The following is a 17,677-nucleotide window of genomic DNA, read 5'->3' as shown; positions in this document are numbered from 1 at the left end:
AAGAAACGTCGGCCTATCCGGTCTCTTGCATCGACGGGCACGGAAAATCTTTGAATTGGAGCCGCGAACTCGGCATCAACGCCAAGCTGCCCGAGTTGGGTAGCGACTTGGCTGCCGCGCGCGGCGCTGCTTGACGATCTTCTGGGACAGGTGGAGTTGAGGGCGACCCGAAGCGGTTGACCCAGTGTGTCGCTCGATGCTCCGCAGCGGTCGTGGCTGACGCCGTCGCTTTCAGGATGCTGCTGGGCCCAGTCCGCTGTCTCTTTGGCAGAGCAGGTGGTGTGCAAGATCCACATCGCCGAGAATGGCGCGCAAATATCTCTACAAGATTCGCGCGCGACAAAGGTTCGGCACAACGGAACATGGGGCCGTCGGCGCTCCGAGCGTCCGCGAACGATAATGAAAGAACAGAGGTCCGATCCCGCAAACATCGTCATCGCTGCTCTCCTCTGATCGTCCAACGAATCACCTCTCTCGGAGAGCAGCGACGCCACGTTCGGAATAACGTGCAATTTTAGCTCTGCTTGGCCGCGATTGGCGCTTTTGATGGGGGCGCTGTGACTGGCGAAGGTGCGGGCGATGCGATATCGATCGGCTGGAACGCTTCTTTGCCGAGGCTAGAATACATCTCGCCAATCTTGAAGGCGTGCGCCAGGAAGTCGTCATAGCAGGATTTGGTGAAGGCCGACTGGAGCTCAATCGCTTCGTCGATCTTCTTCACGCCCGTCAGCTGTTCAAAAAACGCGCGGTTTTTTTCAAAGGACTTCTTCGAATAGTCCGCCGTTTCGGCTGCGATGGTTTCTAATCCCTTGATTGACGCTGTAGTCGTCCTGGTAAACGCCTCGAACGGATTCGTACCGAATGTCTTCATATTCGGGAAGAGCGTCATGGTTGTTCCACTTCTTGCTACGCGCCGGACAATTCCCGCGCGGCTCCTAGAGCTAATTGATTATGTGCGCTGCACCTATCAGTAATTATACGCGTTAGCGATACGGCGCCGAGCCGAATGATGCGCCAGCGGATGGAGCATCCTCGACGCGAATTTGGGCTCTTGCGTCCTTGCCCGAGGATGCGTTCCAGTACGGATCGTCTCGCCGCGCGATAGGGCGGATCACACGCCTTTCTGCGCGATCGGCGCACGGCCGCCGCATAGAAAAACCCATATGCGCTCCGACGGCTCTCGAATGTTTGAACCCTCCAGAGTCGTCGATCGTTGTTCGAAACGCTGCCGCCGTGAGCGGGCCAAAGAATTCCGCGGAAGCCCATCGCGAGTTGACGCATGACGACGTCTCGCTTGTCCTGCCGCGAGCGGCATGGCCGAAGAATCGCACAAGTTCGGCGACGCGCCGCCTTTCTCGTGAAATAGAGACGCCATCATCGGTCTTTCGACGAAAGTCGCGCGCATCGCTCGTTCACGCATCGCCATTGCCCCTAACGCGGCTCAAGAACGGCAGGGGCGCCCTGCATGACAAGATCCTACAGGCGCCCGACGCGCCAACTATGGCGAGATGCTGAACCCCTCCACACTCGGGGCAAGACGGCGCCCCGTTTCCCTGTGCTGATACGAACGACCCGCTCTCTCGGAGAACATCGCCGCGGATGACCACTGCGAGCCCGAACGCCAAATTGGCTTTCTTCGTGAGGCGTTATTGAGGCGTAGAATCTCGTTGCCCAATGCGGACCCTCTAACTAAAGCGTGACAGCGGCTGATGATCGAGCGGGAGCACGTTGAGGTAGGATTCGATGACGATGGGCCGGAAGCGCCTTCCCAGAGATGACCGAATCGCAACGGTTGCGTCGATCAGGCGTAGGGCGTCTTCGAATAACATCGGTGTGACGAGAACGCCGTAAAAATTTGCGGGCTTATCGGATCCACCACAATCTGTCTGGCGGCGGTGTTTCTTAGGCGAAGGCGTGCGGTAGCCGTTAAGGGCTTCCGGAGTCCGGCCCGTCCGAGGCTTTGCGCGTGCGGACATAGCCGGCTCAGTCAGCGTCCAAGCCGATGCTCTCACCTGGGGATTGACCGAATCGAAAGTTGGCCCCGGCAATCCACGGCCGGGGTGTTTCGATGTTCATTCGAATTCAGAAAAATCTGCCATTCTTGGGGTGATTTCCGCAGGAGACCACAGTCAAAAGTACAGGCAAGGCAGGAGAGAAGTTTGCGTCGCGACGTCGTGCTCGTGAAGTCGATGCCCTAGACCCTCATCAATCAGGCCTCGCGCGTTTGCAGAAAGGGCCCGCCGTATACGGTGGCCCGGGTGATGATTTCGCAATCCCGTTCGGTGGCTCCGATGCTGCGCATGAGCGGGCGCCAGCGTTTTTTTGCCTTTGCGGCGGTGTGGTCGAAGATTGCCGCCGCCTCATCTTGCGAAAGAAAGAAACGGCCGTGGCGGCGATCAGATTGACGCGGTTCGCGTAGGCCCGTAGGGGCCGCACGTCATTGCAAGATCGCGCCGCTCTTCGGCGATGGCCGAGGTTGGGGTGAGATCGTAGGTGGGGCTGAGCCGCCAGCTCCTGTCCCTGCCGAGCGCCGCTTGATTGCGCGGGTCGTCGTCGAGATTGGAAACCGCCGCATTGAAGCAAATCCTCCCGAACAGCTCCTGGAGATCGGCTTCGGGAGCCGAGCTGACGCGCCTGATTTCATCGGCAAAGGGGAGGTAGGAGCATTGTGCGCGGTCTTCCGGCTGGTCACCCGTCCGCAGCAGGGTGAGGGCGCTGACCATGCGGTATGCGATAGCCGGTTTCGGCGTGGTCGCGGTCGAAGCGGCGCACGAGCAGGACCTCCTTGCCGCCCACGGTTTCAAGGCGGCTGTCCGCGACATGAAGGCCGCATTCGGCGGCAAGGCGCAGCATGCCGTGCTCGATGCGCGGATTGTTGAAGCGGCCTGGTTTTCGGCGACAACCGGGGGAAGCGGCGGGGCGGCAGCGCTTAAGACGATCGCAACACGCCGCTCCCGGCGTGCGCGGCCCCGTGCGCTTGCAGCCGCGGCCCCATACCCGGCCGCGCCAATGCCCTGCGGATGATGTTCAGGCCGCAATGTGCGTTGCAGCTCCATCGACCCTTCCAGGAATCTCGGCAAGTCGCCGGCGATCCGGGGCGGCAGCGCCGCAAGCTCAGGTTTCGTGCGCCGCATCACCTCATATCGTTATCCGGGGGTGTAACTCGGCCCTTGCACATGACGATCCCTCGCGCGGGAGAAGAACAGCCTGGGCTGAATATTCGTATTCATTAAAAAGGGCCTGCGGCCCCGGGGCCGTCAAGGCCAGGCTCGCGCCGTTCGGCGCGGCGGCGCCGGGACGTGTCCCCGGCCTTCCTCTCTGCGCTGCGCTTCGGTCGTGCAGCCCGGGCGATCCCCCTCATTCCCGCGCCGGCCTGTGACGGCCGCACCCCGCTCATTGCCGCGTGGCTAGTCGGTTTGCAGCAGCAGCCGCAACCCGCCAGCCAACGAAGAGGAAAGGCAATGAGACATGATGTTTACGAGAAGATCACAGGCAGGATTGTCGAAGCTCTGGAAAAGGGCGTCCGCCCGTGGCTTCAGCCGTGGAGCGCGGAACATGCCGCCGGGCGCATCACCCGCCCGCTGCGCTCTAACGGCATTCCGTATCAGGGCATCAATGTCATCATGCTTTGGTCGGAAGCCGTGAGCAAAGGCTACGGCGCGCCGGTCTGGATGACTTTCAGGCAGGCGATGGAGCTGGGCGCTCATGTGCGCAAGGGCGAGCAGGGCAGCCTTGTCGTTTACGCCTCATCCGTGACGAGGAGGGAAGCCGACGAAGACAGCGGCGAGGAATCCGTGCGCGAGATTCCGTTTCTCAAATCCTACACCGTCTTTAACGTGGAGCAGATCGAAGGACTCCCTGAACATTACTACACCAAGGCGCAGGCGGTCACCGATGCGCTGCCGCGCATCGCGCAGGCGGAATGCTTCTTCGCGGCGACCGGCGCCGACATAAGGCAGGGCGGTGGGCGCGCTTACTACAGCGTCTCATCCGATCATGTGCAGATGCCGCCCTTTGAATCGTTCAGGGACACGGAAACCTATTACGCCGTTCTTGCCCATGAAATGACTCACTGGACCCGCCATCCGGCGCGGCTGGACCGGGATTTCGGGCGCAAGCGCTGGGGCGATGAAGGCTATGCGATGGAGGAGCTTGTTGCGGAAATGGGCTCGGCATTCGTCTCGGCTGAATTGGGTCTGACGCCGGAAGTGCGGGACGATCATGCGGCCTATATCGCCTCATGGCTGAAAGTCCTGAAAGGCGACAAACGCGCGGTCTTCACCGCCGCCTCGCACGCGCAGCGCGCGGCGGATTTCCTTGGCGGTTTGCAGAAGCAGGCGCAGGACGCCGCATAGCGCCATGAGCAAGCATGATGTGCGCCGCGCGGCGCAGGGGCGGCTGCTCTGCTGTTCGAGCTGAAAACGGACTTCCGCCGGCGGCGGAACGAGCCGTCGCCGGCGTTGCCGGCAGCCGGATTTGCCGGGCTTGACGGCGGGGCGAAGGCGAGCGGCTGATGCGGGGAGCCGTAGTTCAAAAAGCGCGCCTGCCGATCCGGCAGGCGCGCTTTCCGCCCGTCGCGGACGGGTGTAACAATACTGTATTGGGATCATCATAAATCCATAGCAATGGCAATTTTCGGGGAATTGACATGAGAACGCCAGTTTTCGGCGACGGCATCCGCGCCCGCGCTATCGCCGGCGCCTACACGGTTCTGTTTGCATTCGACGCCGACGAGCCAAGCCGCGAAGGCCTGCTCGGCTTCGCCATCCACCGTGAGGACCCCGCGGAAAGCCAAGCCTACTGGCTCAAGGGACTCAAGGTTTTTCCCTCCGTCGTGCCGCGCCCGAAAAAAGGCGTGCGTTATACGACGCTCGAACAGCCCATCCAGAGTTTCCTGTGGGGCGATTACACGGCAAAGCCTGGACGCAAATATATCTACACGATCCGCCCGGTTTACGGCGCGCCGCGGAACCTGACCTACGGCGAGGACATCGTGATCGAATTGACCACCGAGCCCGAAAGGGCGGACGGCGAAAAACACGGCGTCTGGTTCAACCGCGGCGCCATCGCGAGCCAGTTTTACGCGGACACGTTCGAGAACGCGCCGCCGCCCGAGCCGGACAATCCCGATCACAAGCAGACGAAGTGGCTTTCGCGCGGGCTTCTCGAAGCCTGCCTTGAATTCATCGACGAAACGCCGAAAGGCGACGCGCTACGCCTCGCCGCCTATGAATTCACATATCCGCCGATCCTGAACGCGCTCCGCGCCGCGATCAAGCGCGGGGTCGACGTGATGATCGTTTACGAGGCGGGGAAGACGAAGGTTGCAGGCGTCCTGAAAGAGACGGATACGACCAAGGCCAACAAGAAAGCGATCAAAGAGGCCGGTCTTCCCGCCAAGAATCTTATCAAGCGCACAAAGCGCAAGAAAATCCCGCACAACAAATTCATCGTGCGGCTGGAGAACAAAGAGACTGCCGTCGCCGTCTGGACCGGCTCCACGAATTTCACGCCCTCCGGATTCCTCGGGCAGACCAATGTCGGCCACCGCGTCGACGATCCGAATGTTGCGGCGCTGTATTTCGAATACTGGAAGGCGCTCGCGGACGATCCGGAGCCGGAGGAGCTTGTGGCGCAGCTCGATGCGCTGACGCCCGAGCCGGGCGAAGCGTTAAAGAAAAACGCCGTAACCTCTATATTCTCGCCGCGGGCGACGAAAGACATGCTCACCTGGTACGCCGACCAAATCCGCGGCGCCGACAGCGCCGTGATGTTCACCGGCGGTTTCGGCGTCAATGAAATACTCGCGCCCGCATTCGCGGAAGACCGCGATTTCCTGCGCTTCATCCTGCTCGAAAAGCCGCCGACCAAAAAGACGAAAGAGCTTCTCGGCAGGGATCGGGACCTTATCATCGTTTACGGCAATGTGCTGGGGGAGGCCTTTGCCGCGAACAAAAAGGGCGAACTCACCCTGCGGCGTAAAATCCCCGGCTTTGAACTCACGAAATGGTTCCTTGAAGAAGAGCATTACCGCAAATTTGGGAACATCTTTTTCGTGCACACCAAAATCCTGATGATCGATCCGCTGTCCGACGATCCGCTTGTGTTCACCGGCTCCGCGAATTTTTCGGAGGATTCGCTGCGCAGCAACGACGAGAACATGATGCTGATCCGCGGCGATACGCGCGTCGCCGACATCTACCTGACGGAATTCGACCGCATCCTTCGGCATTTCTATTTTCGCGACGTGGCGGCGGAAACGGCGGACGACGGAAAGTCGGGCGAAGCGGTCTTCCTGAAAGAAAAGCCCGAGGAATGGCTCAAACCCTATTTCACTCAAGGCGCGTTCAAGGATCGCCGGCGGCGTATGTTCTTCTGATCGTGCCCCGCCGACGGTGGGGGTGTGGCGCTACCGCTCGGAAAAATGCACCGCAGGCGTCCAGGGAGTCGGCATGCACCGGACCCAACAAGAAAAAATGTGAGCAGGCTTGCGTGGGCAAGTAGCGTCGAATCGTTCGTAACCGTCAATTCTGCACTTCAAACAAACAAACAAAATGAAATCGAACTAACGTCGTCGATCTCATGCGCCCGTCATCAAAAGGAAACGTCGGCGCGAGTTCCGAGCCCCAGCGTTCGCTGCGTCGCTTCGGTTGGGTGATTCCGACAACCATCGCGCCGCGGCCGATAGATGAAGGGGATTGACCCTTGCTCGACGCAAAGACCATTGGATTCGCCGTTTCCGTCGAAGCGACACCGCGACTATTGAGATGCCAAAGCCCGAGACCGATTCGACGCCATTCTTTCCGGGTGGGAGCGTTTTGACGCGGAGAGCGACGCCGGAGAGCTTTGGAAATGACTGACGACAGAACTCTCGCGACTCGACTCTCGCGACTCGACGTCTGCTCGTCGCGCTCTCATTATCATTTAGCTCGTGAAGAAATTCATCGGAGGGTCGATGCCGCACGAAAAGCTATGGGCGTCGCGAAGCTGCGGCCGAGCCGTCAGGGGCATACTGCTCGATCTAGACGGGGTGGTATATGTCGGCGAGACGGTCTTGCCGGGGTCGCTTGAGGCGGTTTCGCAGATTCGCTCGGCGGGTCTTCCACTGAAATTCGTCACCAACACGACGCGTCGCCCGCTCAGTCGCATCGTCGATGACCTTGCTTCCCTCGGATTGCGCGTCGAGCCGAGAGATATTTTTACGCCGGCAGCGATAGCGCGCAATTATTTGGCCGGCCGCCATCTCGCGCCGTTTCTCGTGGTGCACCCGGATCTCTACGAGGATTTCGCCGCACTGCCGCAGGAGGGAGATGAGGCTGTCATCGTCGGCGACGCGGGCGCATTTTTCACTTACGATCGGTTGAACCGCGCCTATCGAAAAATCCTCCGCGGCGCGCCGTTTCTGGCGTTGGCGAAAAACCGCAGTTTTCTCGATCGCGACGGTGAACTGAGCCTCGACGCAGGTCCTTTTGTCGCGGGATTGGAATATGCTTGCGGCCGGGAGGCGACCGTGCTCGGAAAGCCGTCGCACGCCTTCTTTGAACTTGCCGTGAAGGGCCTGGGCCTCGACGCTCAGCACGTTGCGATGGTCGGCGACGACGCCGAAGCTGACGTCGGCGGGGCCATGGCCGCTGGATTGATGGGCGTCCTCGTCCAGACGGGAAAATATCGCCCCGGCCAGGAGTCTCGACTAACGGAGCCGCCGACGCTGGTCGCGCAAGATTTAAAAGCGGCGGTCGATCGACTCCTGCGCTTCGGCGTCAGCGCTCTTGATTAACGGTCAGGTTGAGGAAACGAAGGTTTAAGTGAGATGCATCGGCGCTCCGCAGCTTCTGAATTGTTAGCTTCATCGTCGGTCGCATTCGGTGAAGATGAGCCAGGTGGTCTGTCCTCCCTGTATGCAATGTTTCGGCCTCAAAGGATAACTTTCCAATGAGATTCAACCTTTCCATCGACCCCGACAATGCGGTTGCGTCCAGTCGGACCTGCCGGGCGCTTGGCTAACTGTCATTGCTTATCGCAAGAACGACTGCATCGCGCGGCTCACGCAATCCGACCGTTGAGTCAGACATTTCAGCCGTGGATCGCACGAATTCGGCGCTGGCTTGTGCCATCCAGTCTCACAAGCTGCCGACTTAACTCCTTCGGCGAAATCTAGAGGCGGGTGTGCAACTTTGCTGACGCCGATCCAGCCAAGGCGCGCGCAGTTGGCGCGCGATCCGTCCACGTTATCTGTCCGATCGGGGCTGGTCCGACGTAAGCAGACGAGTTTAAGCCATGGCGACCATGCACGAGCGCTCCATTGTCGTGTTCGGCGGAACCGGGTTTCTCGGGCGCCGGGTGGTTTGGCGTCTCCGCAAGGCCGGGGTTTTTGTTCGGATTGCGTCGAGGCATCCGGATCGAGGGCTTAGGCTGTTTGGTTCTGATGATCCGCAACTTCGCTCGGTCGAGGCCAACATTCACGATGAGCGGTCAATCGCCAACGTAGTAGCTGACGCTTACGGCGTTGTGAATGCAGTCAGTCTTTACGTCGAGCATGGCCGCGAGACCTTCCATTCCGTGCATGTCGAGGCTGCTCAACGAGTGGCGGATCAAGCGCGTCGAGCCGGAGTGGAGCGGTTCGCGCATGTTTCGGGAATCGGCTCCGATGCCGGCTCGTCATCGCTCTATATCCGCAAGCGTGGCGAAGGCGAACTGGCGGTTCGCGCCGCCTTCGCAGATGCAATTCTTATTCGGCCGGCGGTGATGTTTGGCGCGGACGATTCATTTCTCACCGCCATCCTCAAACTCCTCCGCCAGCTTCCAATCTACCCGATGTTCGGGCGCGGTCTCACGAGATTGCAGCCCGCCTATGTGGAGGATGTGGCGGAGGCAATCGCTCGGGCGTTCGATCAGAAGGACGTGCATGCGATCACCTTCGAGTTTGGCGGTCCTCGCGTCTACTCTTACGAGGCATTGCTCAGAGTCGTTGCACACGAAGCCAACCTCAAGCCTATGTTAGTTCCGGTCCCGTTTGCTGCCTGGCGCACGCTGGCTTGGTTTGCGGAAATGCTTCCGAGCCCGCCCGTCACTCGCAATCAAGTAGAGCTGATGCAGGTCGATACCGTGTCGTCGCCAGAGATGCCAGGATTTGAAGATCTCGGAATCTCGCCGCACTCGGTCGAGGAAATACTCCAGGAGATATTGCGGGATCACTGATCGAAGAGATCCTTCGAAAGATCCGCTCGCGGTGACCGATTACCGGCCTTACGATATTTTGCAAACCATGTTGTCGCGCTGCACTCATGGGTCCGCGTCACAGAGCGGTAGTCAAACCATCGTCCTCGGACGTCGTCGGCGGCTGACGTCCCCCCATGTTCGAAGGCCACCATTAATCCTGCGACGGGCCTCCGCAGTCGCCCTTTCCGCAGACCCGGTTTGCATAAAGCCAAGGGGACAGATGACGACACGCAATTTCACATCGATGACACATTAAGGCGGCGTCCAAGGGGTTTGCGATGTGCGTCAGCTTACGATGTTGGCTAGGGGTTTTTCCGTGGCGGCGTGTTGGAGAAGTCTAGCGAAACAGCGCCGCGGTCTTCAGGAGCGTGATCCAGACGCCCCAGGCGAGCGGCGCGCCGACGGCGGCCCAGGCGAGGCCCATCAGAAGCGCTCCGCCGTTGGGGAGACGCGCGGCGCGTGCGGCGGCCGGCGGATCCTCATCCGCGGCGCTCGGCTCCCGCGCCTCTTCGACAAAATCCTCGAAGTCGGCGTGGACCTCGTCCTCTTCCTTGACGACCTCGGCGACGGTGACGTGTTTTTGCGCCGCCACCTCTTCGTCGCTCATGTAATATTTCTCGGCGCACGGCCGCACGAGGAGATTGCAGAGGAGCCCGCAGAGCAGCAGGCCGGCGAGAACATACATCGTCTGATTATAGGCGTCCTCGCGCGGCGCGCCGACGCTCAACTGATATTCGCGAATGTAATTGACGAGCACCGGCCCGAGCACGCCCGCGGTCGACCAGGCGGTCAAAAGCCGGCCATGGATGGCGCCGACATGGTGCGTGCCGAAAATGTCGGCGAGATAGGCGGGGATCGTGGAAAAGCCGCCGCCATACATGGTGATGATGAACGCGAAGAGCAGAACGAAGACGCCGACCATTCCGCCTTTCGCCGCAAAGGGGATCGCCGAATAAAGCGCAAGGCCGGCGACGAAGAAGATCGCGTAAGTGAGCTTGCGGCCGAACCTGTCGGAGGCCGACGCCCAGCCGATGCGCCCACCGATGTTGCAGAGGCTCAAAAGGCCCGTGAAGCCCGCGGCGATCGCGGCGATCTGCTTCTTCTGATCGGCGTCGAGCTGGTCGAATCCGACGTCCAGCCCGATCAGCCTGCCGCCGAAAACTTCCTGCAGCATTGGCGAGGCCATGCCGAGAACGCCGATGCCCGCTGAAACATTGAGGCAAAGCACTCCCCAGAGCAGCCAGAACTGCGGCGTCTTCCAGGCTATGTCGAGATGCACATGGCGATGCGTCATCATGCCGTTCATGCCGGCCGCGGGAGGCGTGAAGCCGTCCGGCGCCCAGCCCTGGGGCGGCACCCGATAGCTGAGCGCGCCGGCGACCATGAAGGCGAAATAGATCGCCGCCAGCGTGACGAAGGTCTGCCAGACGCCGGGCGACGCCGGCGTGGCGTAAATGCTCATCAGCCGGTCGGCGAGCGGCGCGCCGATCATCGCGCCGCCGCCAAAGCCCATGATGGCGAGACCTGTCGCGAGGCCACGACGGTCGGGGAACCATTTGATCAGCGTCGAGACGGGGGAGATATATCCGAGCCCCAGGCCGACGCCGCCGATCACGCCGGAGCCGATCCAGAGCATCCAGATCTGGTGCAGATAGACGCCGAGCGCGGAGACGAGCAGGCCGCCGCACCAGCAGCAGGCCGCCGCGAGGCCGGCCTTGCGAGGGCCCGCCGTCTCCAGCCAATGGCCGAAGACCGCCGCCGAGGAGCCGAGAAAGACGAAGAACAGCGTGAACGTCCACCCGAGCCAGCTGATCTTCCAGTCGCAATCGGTGGCGACGAGCCTCGCGAAAAACCCGAGCGTTTGCGGGCATTCCTTCGGCTGCGCGCCGCCGACCACGCGAGAGAGCGGCAGCCAGAAGACTGAGAAGCCGTACGCCATGCCGATGCACAGATGAATGGCGAGCGCCGCCGGCGGCGCGAGCCAGCGATTGAAGGCAGGCGATGCGATGGTGCGCTCGCGGCTCAGGAAATCGCGATGGACAATCGAGGGCGCCGGCATTGCAATATCGTGCTAAATGAAGGCCACGACCCGCAGCTCCTTACGCCGCTTCGACGTAGCTGTGGCGCTCATAAAGAAATTGCAGCACCCGTTGTCGGCATTCGAGATAGACTGGATCGACAGCAAGCTGGATGCGGTCGCGTGGACGCGCGAGCAGAACTGGCAGAATTTCGCCGATTGTCGCACGCGGCCCATTCGTCATCATCACGATACGGTCCGAGAGCAGCACGGCCTCGTCGACGTCGTGGGTGATCATTATCACGGTGGCGCCAAGCTTCGCCTGCAGCCCCATCACTTGATCCTGCAAATGTGCGCGCGTCAGCGCGTCGAGGGCGCCGAAAGGCTCGTCGAGCAGCAGGACTTTCGGCTCCATCGCAAGGGCGCGGGCGATGCCGACGCGCTGCTTCATGCCGCCCGATATTTCGCCGGGGCGCTTGTCTTTCGCATGCGTCATCTGCACGAGGTCGAGCATTCGCATCGTACGCTCATGCCGCTTTCTCCGGTTCTCGGATGGGCGGAACACCTGATCCACGGCGAGTCGCACATTGTCATAAGTCGATAGCCAGGGAAGTAGGGAATGGTTCTGAAAGACCATTGCGCGGTCGGGTCCGGGCTCGTTGACTTCCCTTTCCTCCAGAATTACGCCGCCGCTCGTCGCCGAAAGAAGGCCGGCGACAATGTTGAGCAGCGTGGATTTACCGCAGCCCGAATGGCCAATGATGGAGACAAATTCTCCCTCTTCGACACGCAGGGTGACATTCTCTAAGACTTTCGTCGTCGCGGAGCCGCGGGTAAAAACCTTGTCGACGTTTTCGATCTTAAGAAAACCTGACATGGCGTCCTCCCTAGTTCGCCTGCGCGCCGCGCGTAACCAGCGCGCCGATGAAGCCGACGAGTCGATCCAAAATGAAGCCGGTGAGGCCGATGTAGAGCAGCGCGACGAAAATGTCTGGCAGGCGGGAGGAATTCCAGGCGTCCCAGATAAAGAAGCCGATGCCCACGCCGCCGGTCAGCATCTCCGCGGCGACGATTGCGAGCCAGGAAAGCCCGATGCCGATGCGCAGCCCGGTGAAGATGTAAGGCGCGGCGCTCGGCGCGGCGATGCGGTAGAAGAATTCGAGTGCGTTGAGCCGAAGAACGGCGGCGACATTTCGATAATCCAGCGGAATGTTGCGCACGCCGACGGCGGTATTGATGATGATCGGCCAGATCGCGGTGATGAAGATCACGAAGATTGCCGACGGGCGGCTGTCGCGAAAGGCGGCAAGCGAGATCGGCAGCCAGGCGAGCGGCGGCACCGTGCGCAAGATCTGAAAGATCGGATCGAGGCCGCGCGACGCCCATTGCGCTTGTCCGACGAAAGCGCCGACGATCACTCCCACGACGCTCGCCAGCCCGAAGCCAACAGCGACGCGCTGAAGCGAAGTTAATACGCGCCAGCCTAGGCCTATGTCCTGCGGCCCATTGACGAAGAGCGGGTGCAGGATGAGATCATTAGCCTCGATCCAGATGCGAGCGGGCGAGGGCAGCGCTGCATTGGGTTTCGCGCATATGATCTGCCAGACGAGGAGAAGGAGCGCGCACATGATGATGGGTGGCAAAGTCGCCGCGAAGAAGCCGCGAATCTGCGGCTGATATTTGATCAGGAGCGGCGTTCGACGTCGACGAAAGATTTCGTCGGCGTCGTCGAGCGGCGGAAGCCGACTCGTGGAGATTTGATTCTTCGTCAATGGCATCGTCATATTGGCCTCGCGTATCGAATTCAGACTTCAGCCCGCTTGATGGCGAGGCTCTTGAGATAGGCGAGCGGCTGATCGGGATCGAAAACCTTGCCGTCGAAAAAGGTTTCCTTGCCGCGCGAGGTCGAGGCGGGAACGTCCTTAGCCGCGACGCCAATAGATTTGGCGGCCGCGCGCCATAGATCCTCGCGATTGACCCTGTCGACGAGCGACTTGACGTCGGTCTTGGGATCGAGCTTGCCCCAGCGCATGTCTTCGACGATGAACCAGGCGTCATGACTCTTGAAGGGATAGGACGCGTGATCGCGCCAGAACTTCATGAGCTGCTTGGCGCCCTTTTCGACTCGGTCGTTGCCATAGTTGATGTCGCCTTTCAGGCGGCCGATGATGTCTGTCGTCGGCACGTTGAACCACTGGCGACGGCCGACAATGTCGGCGAGCTCAACTTTGTTTTCGTTCTTGTCGCACCACTGCTGAGCCTCCAACACGGCGGCGGTCAGCGCGGTCGCGGCCTTGGGATTTTTGTCAACCCAATCGGCGCGCATGCCGAGCGCCTTTTCGGGATGTTTCGGCCAGATCTCGCCGGTGGTGCAGGCGGTATAGCCGATTCCCTGGTTAACGAGCTGCGCGTTCCAGGGCTCGCCAACGCAGAAGGCGTCCATATTGCCGACCTTCATATTCGCAACCATCTGGGGCGGCGGAACGACGATCGTCGAGACGTCCTTATCGGGATCAATTCCCGCAGCGGCGAGCCAATAGCGGAGCCACAAATCATGAGTTCCACCCGGGAAGGTCATTGCGACCTTCACCTCCTTGCCTTCGGCTTTCTTCTTCGCGAAAGCCGTTTTTAAAGCGTCGGCCTTGGCGGTGACATTGAGATCCTTATATTCGTTGGAAACCGATATTCCCTGGCAGTCGAGATTGAGGCGCGCGAGCACATACATCGGCATGGGCGCGTTGTTTTGCGTCACCTTGCCCGTCGAAATGAGATAGGTCATCGGCGTCAGAATATGCGCGCCGTCGACGCCATTACTGGCGCCGCCTAGCATGAGATTGTCGCGCGTTGCGCCCCAGGACGCCTGTTTCAGCACTTCGACGTCGGGCAAGCCGTGCTTGGCGAAGAGGCCCCTTTCCTTAGCGATGATCAGCGGCGCCGAATCGGTGAGCGCGATGTAGCCAAGGGCCGCTTTAGTGGTCTCGGGGCCAGCTTTTTGCGCAAAGGCGCCACAGGGGAATAGGGACTTCGCCGCGGCCAATGTCGCCACCGCGCCTTTCAGCGTTTCGCGTCGATTGATCGCCGGCCGGCGCAAAACATCGGCTTTGTCGTTGCCCATTTTTGGTCCTCGTCATTTGTTCGCAGAGCGAAATAAAAAAACGCCGCTTGCCCGGGAGCGTCGCGCAATTGCGCTTGTCTCACGGAACAGCGGCGTTGCTGATGCGTCCCTTCATCGGGGCGCGAGACCGGGGAGTGTCCGGCGATACCCCCTCATCTTTGCAAGTCAGGCGCCAGACCCCAGCGCAGGAATTCGGTCATGTCCAGCGCGTAACCGAGATGGCGGCCCCCATCCGGGCGGATCAAACAAGCGGCACTGTGCCGTCACGCTGTGCGTCGACGGGGTAAACGCTAATGCTTTCGGCCGATCGAGAAGCCGCCAAGATGCGTGCGGATATTGTCAACCGAATGGAACGCGTCGAAAGCGCCGACCGGATCGCCAATCGCTGCTGCGCCGGGCGCGTCGGCTCCGAGCGAGGCGTCGAAGAGATCAGCTCGGAAAACGTGCGTCGCCTCTTCGACGCGCTCCATGGAGGAATCCGCTTGTCCCCAGCGCAGCAGTTGCGCGTCAAGCCATAGCGCATGCGCCGCGTCGGGCCGCAGCGCCGCCCTGACCGAGGATGAGGTCATTCAGGTTAGCGCGCGTCTCGTTTGCGGCGATCACGAGTTCGCCAACGAGCGTCCGTTGGATAAGACGCGCGTTTACGCTGACGCGGTTGGGCCGCGCCAACATCGCCGCGATTTCCTGACGCCCTCTGGACTCTTCCATATTACGGGCCGCCTTTGCGATGGCGCGCGTGAGCGTTCGCGCGACGTCGGGTGCGGCTTCAATGTCGCGCCCGCGGAGCGCCAGCGCCTTCTCTGGCGCGCGGCCAAGAATATCGCAACCGAAACGCAGGATGCGGCCCACGCGGGCCTCGACCGCAACGGAGCTCCATGGCGCCGACGCAGAACCCGTCTACCTGTCCGTGCGCCATCGACTCGACCATAAGGGCCGCGGCAGCGTCACGAGTCTTAGATCCTGATCCGGATCGAGGCAGCCAGCGGCCACCCAATAACGCAGCTTATAATTATGGGTCGAAAACGGAAAGGTCGTCGCAAAGGCGAGCGGCTCGCGCCCTTGCGCCTCGCGGACGCGAACGGCAGCGGCTAGCGCGCGCGCTCGACGCCGGGTTGGGCAGATCGCCGTCGGCGGCCAGCAACTCCTCGTACAGCGCGCCGGAGACAGGGATGGCGTTGCCATTCATCGCGAGGTTCATCGGCGCTACGAACGGCGCCTTGATGTGGCCGGGTCCCATGCTCGATCCGATCGCCATCGGCGCAAGCAAATGGGCGGCGTAAAAAGGCCGATGGCCAACTTGTCTCGAATGTTCGACCAGGAGACTTCCCGCGCCAACTCGATATCGAGACCTTCGTCGGCCGCAAAAAGCCGCCGTCGACGGCGACGACGAGCGCCGCCGCGTCAATGAGCGGCATGAAGCTGATCCGCAAGAGCTTCCTGGCGCCGGTCATTTGAGGAGCTCCGCCGCCGAGATGATCGCCTGCGCGATTCCGGCGATTTGTTGTTTGCCCCGCATCGCCGCCGTGCCCATCGGCCGATAGGGCTTCTCCCCGGAGATGCCCTTGCTTTGATCATCAGTCCGCGCGGATCAGACTTCATCGACGACAACGATCTTTAAGCTCTGGCGGACAGCCGAGTACTTGCAGCGTATCAGGGTTGAATGCGTGACTGTTTTACGGACGGCGCAGCGGGCGGAAGGCGCCGCTTTCGGCTTCAGCGGTGAATCGCATCCAATAAGGCGTCGACAAATTTGACGGTCGCTGCGCTGCCAAGGACGATCGTGGCGATCAGCAGCGCAGCCTGCGCCAAACCGACCGCAAGGGTCCAAGCCGCGTTCCCAGCCTTCGACAGGCGGGCCAATAACCTCGCCAGATCCGCGTCTTTGCAGTTGGCTGCACCCTCTGTTGTTGCGCCAAAGCGGCGCCGTGCGTGCCCGAACGACATCACGAACGTCCTCAGCTTCGTCTGATGCGACGGCAAAAGCGGCTACTCTCAACGGAGTAGACGACTATTTAGATTTTGAATCGCAGCGACATGCCTGCCTGCCAGTTTTTCATAATCTGTGGACCGTTGAGATTCTGATAAACGGGCAGGCCCGCCTCCACCGCGACCGTCGCGGCTTCATAGCCGACAAACTTGCCGCTGATCGTCGCGCCGCCAAACAGCTCGATCCGTTGCCCGCCATAAAAGGCCGGATTCGCCGGCACGGCCGGTCCGCGGATTTCGGGGTCGAAGCCGCGAATCGGGCCTTGCGTCGAACCGCTCACGCGGAAGGTCGTGGTGAGACCAGGCGTCCAAGTGTAGCCGCCCCAGGCGTTAAATTCATGCAGATCGCCCCAGCGGTAGCCCTGTGTCGGATTGGGGCCGAGCGGGAAGCGCAGGCGATATTCGAGCAGGTAGTTCCAGGAATAGCCGAGTGAATGAGCGGCCAGCGGAAAGCGCCCGCGATAGCCAAGGCCCCACGACCAAGGTCCGAGATAGCCCGCATATATGACGCCCGGGAGGATATCGAACGTGCCCGTGCCGGGTTGCATACCGTAAAATGCGCGGATGTTGCGGCGGGTCCCGTCGGGCAGGAGAAAGTCCTTGAAGGTGGCCGTGTAGCTGCCGGCGGGGAAGGAGAAGCCAAGAGAGAGCTGGATGCGGTGGACGTCGTCCTGATAAATGCGATAGACGCCCGACAAAGTGACGTCGGCAAGGCTGGTCGTTCCAGGCAAACTCCTGCCGAGCGGCAGAATTCCCGACGTGCCCTTGAAGGTTAGCGCATTGAGATTTTTCTCGATCATGCCGGCAGTGAGAACCACCGCAAAATCTTTCGTGACGCCGTAGCTCAGGCCGACAATTTGCGTCGCGACCGCAATGTTTTGCGGAATAATGCGCACGGTCTGCCTGGGATTGAGAAAGAACGGCACCGTCGTGACAATATATTCGTTTGAGACCGTGCGCGTTCCCATCTTGATGCCCGACAAGTTGGCAAAGACGGGTGTAATGGAGAGTACAAGCTTTCCCGCGGCCGGCATATCGACGCCAAAGAGGCCCATCGGCGCTGGCGGCGGCGCAGGGACCGCGACAGGCGCCTGGGCTGCCGGGACCGCGACTTGCTGTTGAGCGGAAGTCACCTCGAGGGCAATATTCCTGCGAGGCGCAGCGTTCGCGCCGGTTCCCAAGATTACAGCGGTCGCCATGCTCGTAGCCAATGCGCCGCCGCGTAGCCGGCGCCGATGCGTCAGTCGTAGAAACCGCGCTTTCTTCATCGCGAACCTCACATGCGCTTCGCCTGCACGGCGTCGGAAACAAAAAGCCGCTGTCCTGAACGCCTGCGCAGC

Annotated in this window: 14 protein-coding genes and 1 pseudogene; 4 read left to right on the top strand and 11 right to left on the bottom strand. The window is 61.0% G+C overall.

Going from position 1 to position 17,677, the window contains the following annotated elements:
• Window positions 1-514: 514 nt before the first annotated feature.
• On the bottom strand, window positions 515-889 hold the full coding sequence (locus tag AC0X69_RS20615) for a phasin family protein (protein WP_482613802.1): 375 nt from the start codon (window positions 887-889) through the stop codon (window positions 515-517).
• A 1,507-nt stretch (window positions 890-2,396) separates the two neighbouring features.
• Window positions 2,397-3,056, bottom strand: a complete 660-nt coding sequence (locus AC0X69_RS20610) for a HipA domain-containing protein (RefSeq protein WP_482613801.1) — start codon at window positions 3,054-3,056, stop codon at window positions 2,397-2,399.
• A 405-nt stretch (window positions 3,057-3,461) separates the two neighbouring features.
• Between AC0X69_RS20610 and AC0X69_RS20605 the strand changes: the two genes are divergently transcribed.
• Together AC0X69_RS20605 and AC0X69_RS20600 are read left to right on the top strand one after the other, a co-directional pair.
• Window positions 3,462-4,355: an ArdC family protein gene (locus tag AC0X69_RS20605; protein WP_482613800.1), complete on the top strand. Its 894-nt coding sequence runs from the start codon at window positions 3,462-3,464 to the stop codon at window positions 4,353-4,355.
• 293 nt (window positions 4,356-4,648) lie between these two features.
• Window positions 4,649-6,379 carry a phospholipase D-like domain-containing protein gene (locus AC0X69_RS20600; protein WP_482613799.1) on the top strand — a complete coding sequence of 577 codons (1,731 nt, stop codon included), beginning with the start codon at window positions 4,649-4,651 and terminating at the stop codon, window positions 6,377-6,379.
• 145 nt (window positions 6,380-6,524) lie between these two features.
• On the opposite strand, the gene AC0X69_RS20595 is transcribed toward AC0X69_RS20600, so the two are convergent.
• Window positions 6,525-6,725, bottom strand: a complete 201-nt coding sequence (locus AC0X69_RS20595; RefSeq protein WP_482613798.1) for a hypothetical protein — start codon at window positions 6,723-6,725, stop codon at window positions 6,525-6,527.
• Between the two features lie 230 nt (window positions 6,726-6,955).
• On the opposite strand from AC0X69_RS20595, the gene AC0X69_RS20590 reads away from it, so the two are divergent.
• Window positions 6,956-7,777: a TIGR01458 family HAD-type hydrolase gene (locus tag AC0X69_RS20590; protein WP_482613796.1), complete on the top strand. Its 822-nt coding sequence runs from the start codon at window positions 6,956-6,958 to the stop codon at window positions 7,775-7,777.
• Between the two features lie 500 nt (window positions 7,778-8,277).
• Window positions 8,278-9,198 (top strand): complex I NDUFA9 subunit family protein, encoded by a 921-nt coding sequence (locus AC0X69_RS20585; protein ID WP_482613795.1) that lies wholly within the window; start codon window positions 8,278-8,280, stop codon window positions 9,196-9,198.
• A gap of 358 nt (window positions 9,199-9,556) precedes the next feature.
• Here AC0X69_RS20585 and AC0X69_RS20580 read toward each other — a convergent pair whose 3' ends face one another.
• The 8 genes and pseudogenes from AC0X69_RS20580 to AC0X69_RS20545 all read right to left on the bottom strand — a co-directional run bounded on the left by AC0X69_RS20580 (window position 9,557) and on the right by AC0X69_RS20545 (window position 17,305).
• Window positions 9,557-11,278, bottom strand: a complete 1,722-nt coding sequence (locus AC0X69_RS20580; RefSeq protein ID WP_482613794.1) for an OFA family MFS transporter — start codon at window positions 11,276-11,278, stop codon at window positions 9,557-9,559.
• Between the two features lie 40 nt (window positions 11,279-11,318).
• A complete protein-coding gene (locus AC0X69_RS20575) occupies window positions 11,319-12,113 on the bottom strand; it encodes an ABC transporter ATP-binding protein (protein WP_482613793.1) in 795 nt (264 codons plus the stop codon).
• 10 nt (window positions 12,114-12,123) lie between these two features.
• Entirely contained in the window at window positions 12,124-13,020 is an 897-nt protein-coding gene (gene ntrB, locus AC0X69_RS20570; protein WP_482613792.1) for a nitrate ABC transporter permease, read from the bottom strand.
• Window positions 13,021-13,040: 20 nt separating this feature from the next.
• Complete coding sequence (locus AC0X69_RS20565; RefSeq protein WP_482613791.1) at window positions 13,041-14,351, bottom strand: CmpA/NrtA family ABC transporter substrate-binding protein; 1,311 nt, start codon at window positions 14,349-14,351, stop codon at window positions 13,041-13,043.
• A 290-nt stretch (window positions 14,352-14,641) separates the two neighbouring features.
• Window positions 14,642-14,920, bottom strand: a complete 279-nt coding sequence (locus AC0X69_RS20560; protein WP_482613866.1) for a hypothetical protein — start codon at window positions 14,918-14,920, stop codon at window positions 14,642-14,644.
• Window positions 14,859-15,533: pseudogene (locus AC0X69_RS20555) on the bottom strand (ABC transporter substrate-binding protein). Before AC0X69_RS20555 ends, AC0X69_RS20560 begins: the two are co-directional and overlap by 62 nt.
• Window positions 15,534-16,064: 531 nt before the next feature.
• Window positions 16,065-16,295: a hypothetical protein gene (locus AC0X69_RS20550; protein ID WP_482613790.1), complete on the bottom strand. Its 231-nt coding sequence runs from the start codon at window positions 16,293-16,295 to the stop codon at window positions 16,065-16,067.
• A gap of 68 nt (window positions 16,296-16,363) precedes the next feature.
• Window positions 16,364-17,305 carry an alpha-amylase gene (locus AC0X69_RS20545; protein WP_482613788.1) on the bottom strand — a complete coding sequence of 314 codons (942 nt, stop codon included), beginning with the start codon at window positions 17,303-17,305 and terminating at the stop codon, window positions 16,364-16,366.
• Window positions 17,306-17,677 lie beyond the last annotated feature (372 nt).

It is taken from the genome of Methylocystis sp. Uni0008 (genome assembly GCF_056838045.1).
Note: the sequence above shows the minus strand (reverse complement) of the source record. Positions and strands in the feature narration are given on the sequence as shown.

What these genes read in the sequence shown, in the direction of transcription:
- AC0X69_RS20615 (WP_482613802.1), bottom strand. Translation starts at nt 889, where the DNA reads ATGACGCTCTTCCCGAATATGAAGACATTCGGTACGAATCCGTTCGAG.
- AC0X69_RS20610 (WP_482613801.1), bottom strand. Translation starts at nt 3,056, where the DNA reads ATGGAGCTGCAACGCACATTGCGGCCTGAACATCATCCGCAGGGCATT.
- AC0X69_RS20605 (WP_482613800.1), top strand. Translation starts at nt 3,462, where the DNA reads ATGAGACATGATGTTTACGAGAAGATCACAGGCAGGATTGTCGAAGCT.
- AC0X69_RS20600 (WP_482613799.1), top strand. Translation starts at nt 4,649, where the DNA reads ATGAGAACGCCAGTTTTCGGCGACGGCATCCGCGCCCGCGCTATCGCC.
- AC0X69_RS20595 (WP_482613798.1), bottom strand. Translation starts at nt 6,725, where the DNA reads ATGGTCTTTGCGTCGAGCAAGGGTCAATCCCCTTCATCTATCGGCCGC.
- AC0X69_RS20590 (WP_482613796.1), top strand. Translation starts at nt 6,956, where the DNA reads ATGCCGCACGAAAAGCTATGGGCGTCGCGAAGCTGCGGCCGAGCCGTC.
- AC0X69_RS20585 (WP_482613795.1), top strand. Translation starts at nt 8,278, where the DNA reads ATGGCGACCATGCACGAGCGCTCCATTGTCGTGTTCGGCGGAACCGGG.
- AC0X69_RS20580 (WP_482613794.1), bottom strand. Translation starts at nt 11,278, where the DNA reads ATGCCGGCGCCCTCGATTGTCCATCGCGATTTCCTGAGCCGCGAGCGC.
- AC0X69_RS20575 (WP_482613793.1), bottom strand. Translation starts at nt 12,113, where the DNA reads ATGTCAGGTTTTCTTAAGATCGAAAACGTCGACAAGGTTTTTACCCGC.
- ntrB (WP_482613792.1), bottom strand. Translation starts at nt 13,020, where the DNA reads ATGACGATGCCATTGACGAAGAATCAAATCTCCACGAGTCGGCTTCCG.
- AC0X69_RS20565 (WP_482613791.1), bottom strand. Translation starts at nt 14,351, where the DNA reads ATGGGCAACGACAAAGCCGATGTTTTGCGCCGGCCGGCGATCAATCGA.
- AC0X69_RS20560 (WP_482613866.1), bottom strand. Translation starts at nt 14,920, where the DNA reads ATGACCTCATCCTCGGTCAGGGCGGCGCTGCGGCCCGACGCGGCGCAT.
- AC0X69_RS20550 (WP_482613790.1), bottom strand. Translation starts at nt 16,295, where the DNA reads ATGTCGTTCGGGCACGCACGGCGCCGCTTTGGCGCAACAACAGAGGGT.
- AC0X69_RS20545 (WP_482613788.1), bottom strand. Translation starts at nt 17,305, where the DNA reads ATGGGAACGCGCACGGTCTCAAACGAATATATTGTCACGACGGTGCCG.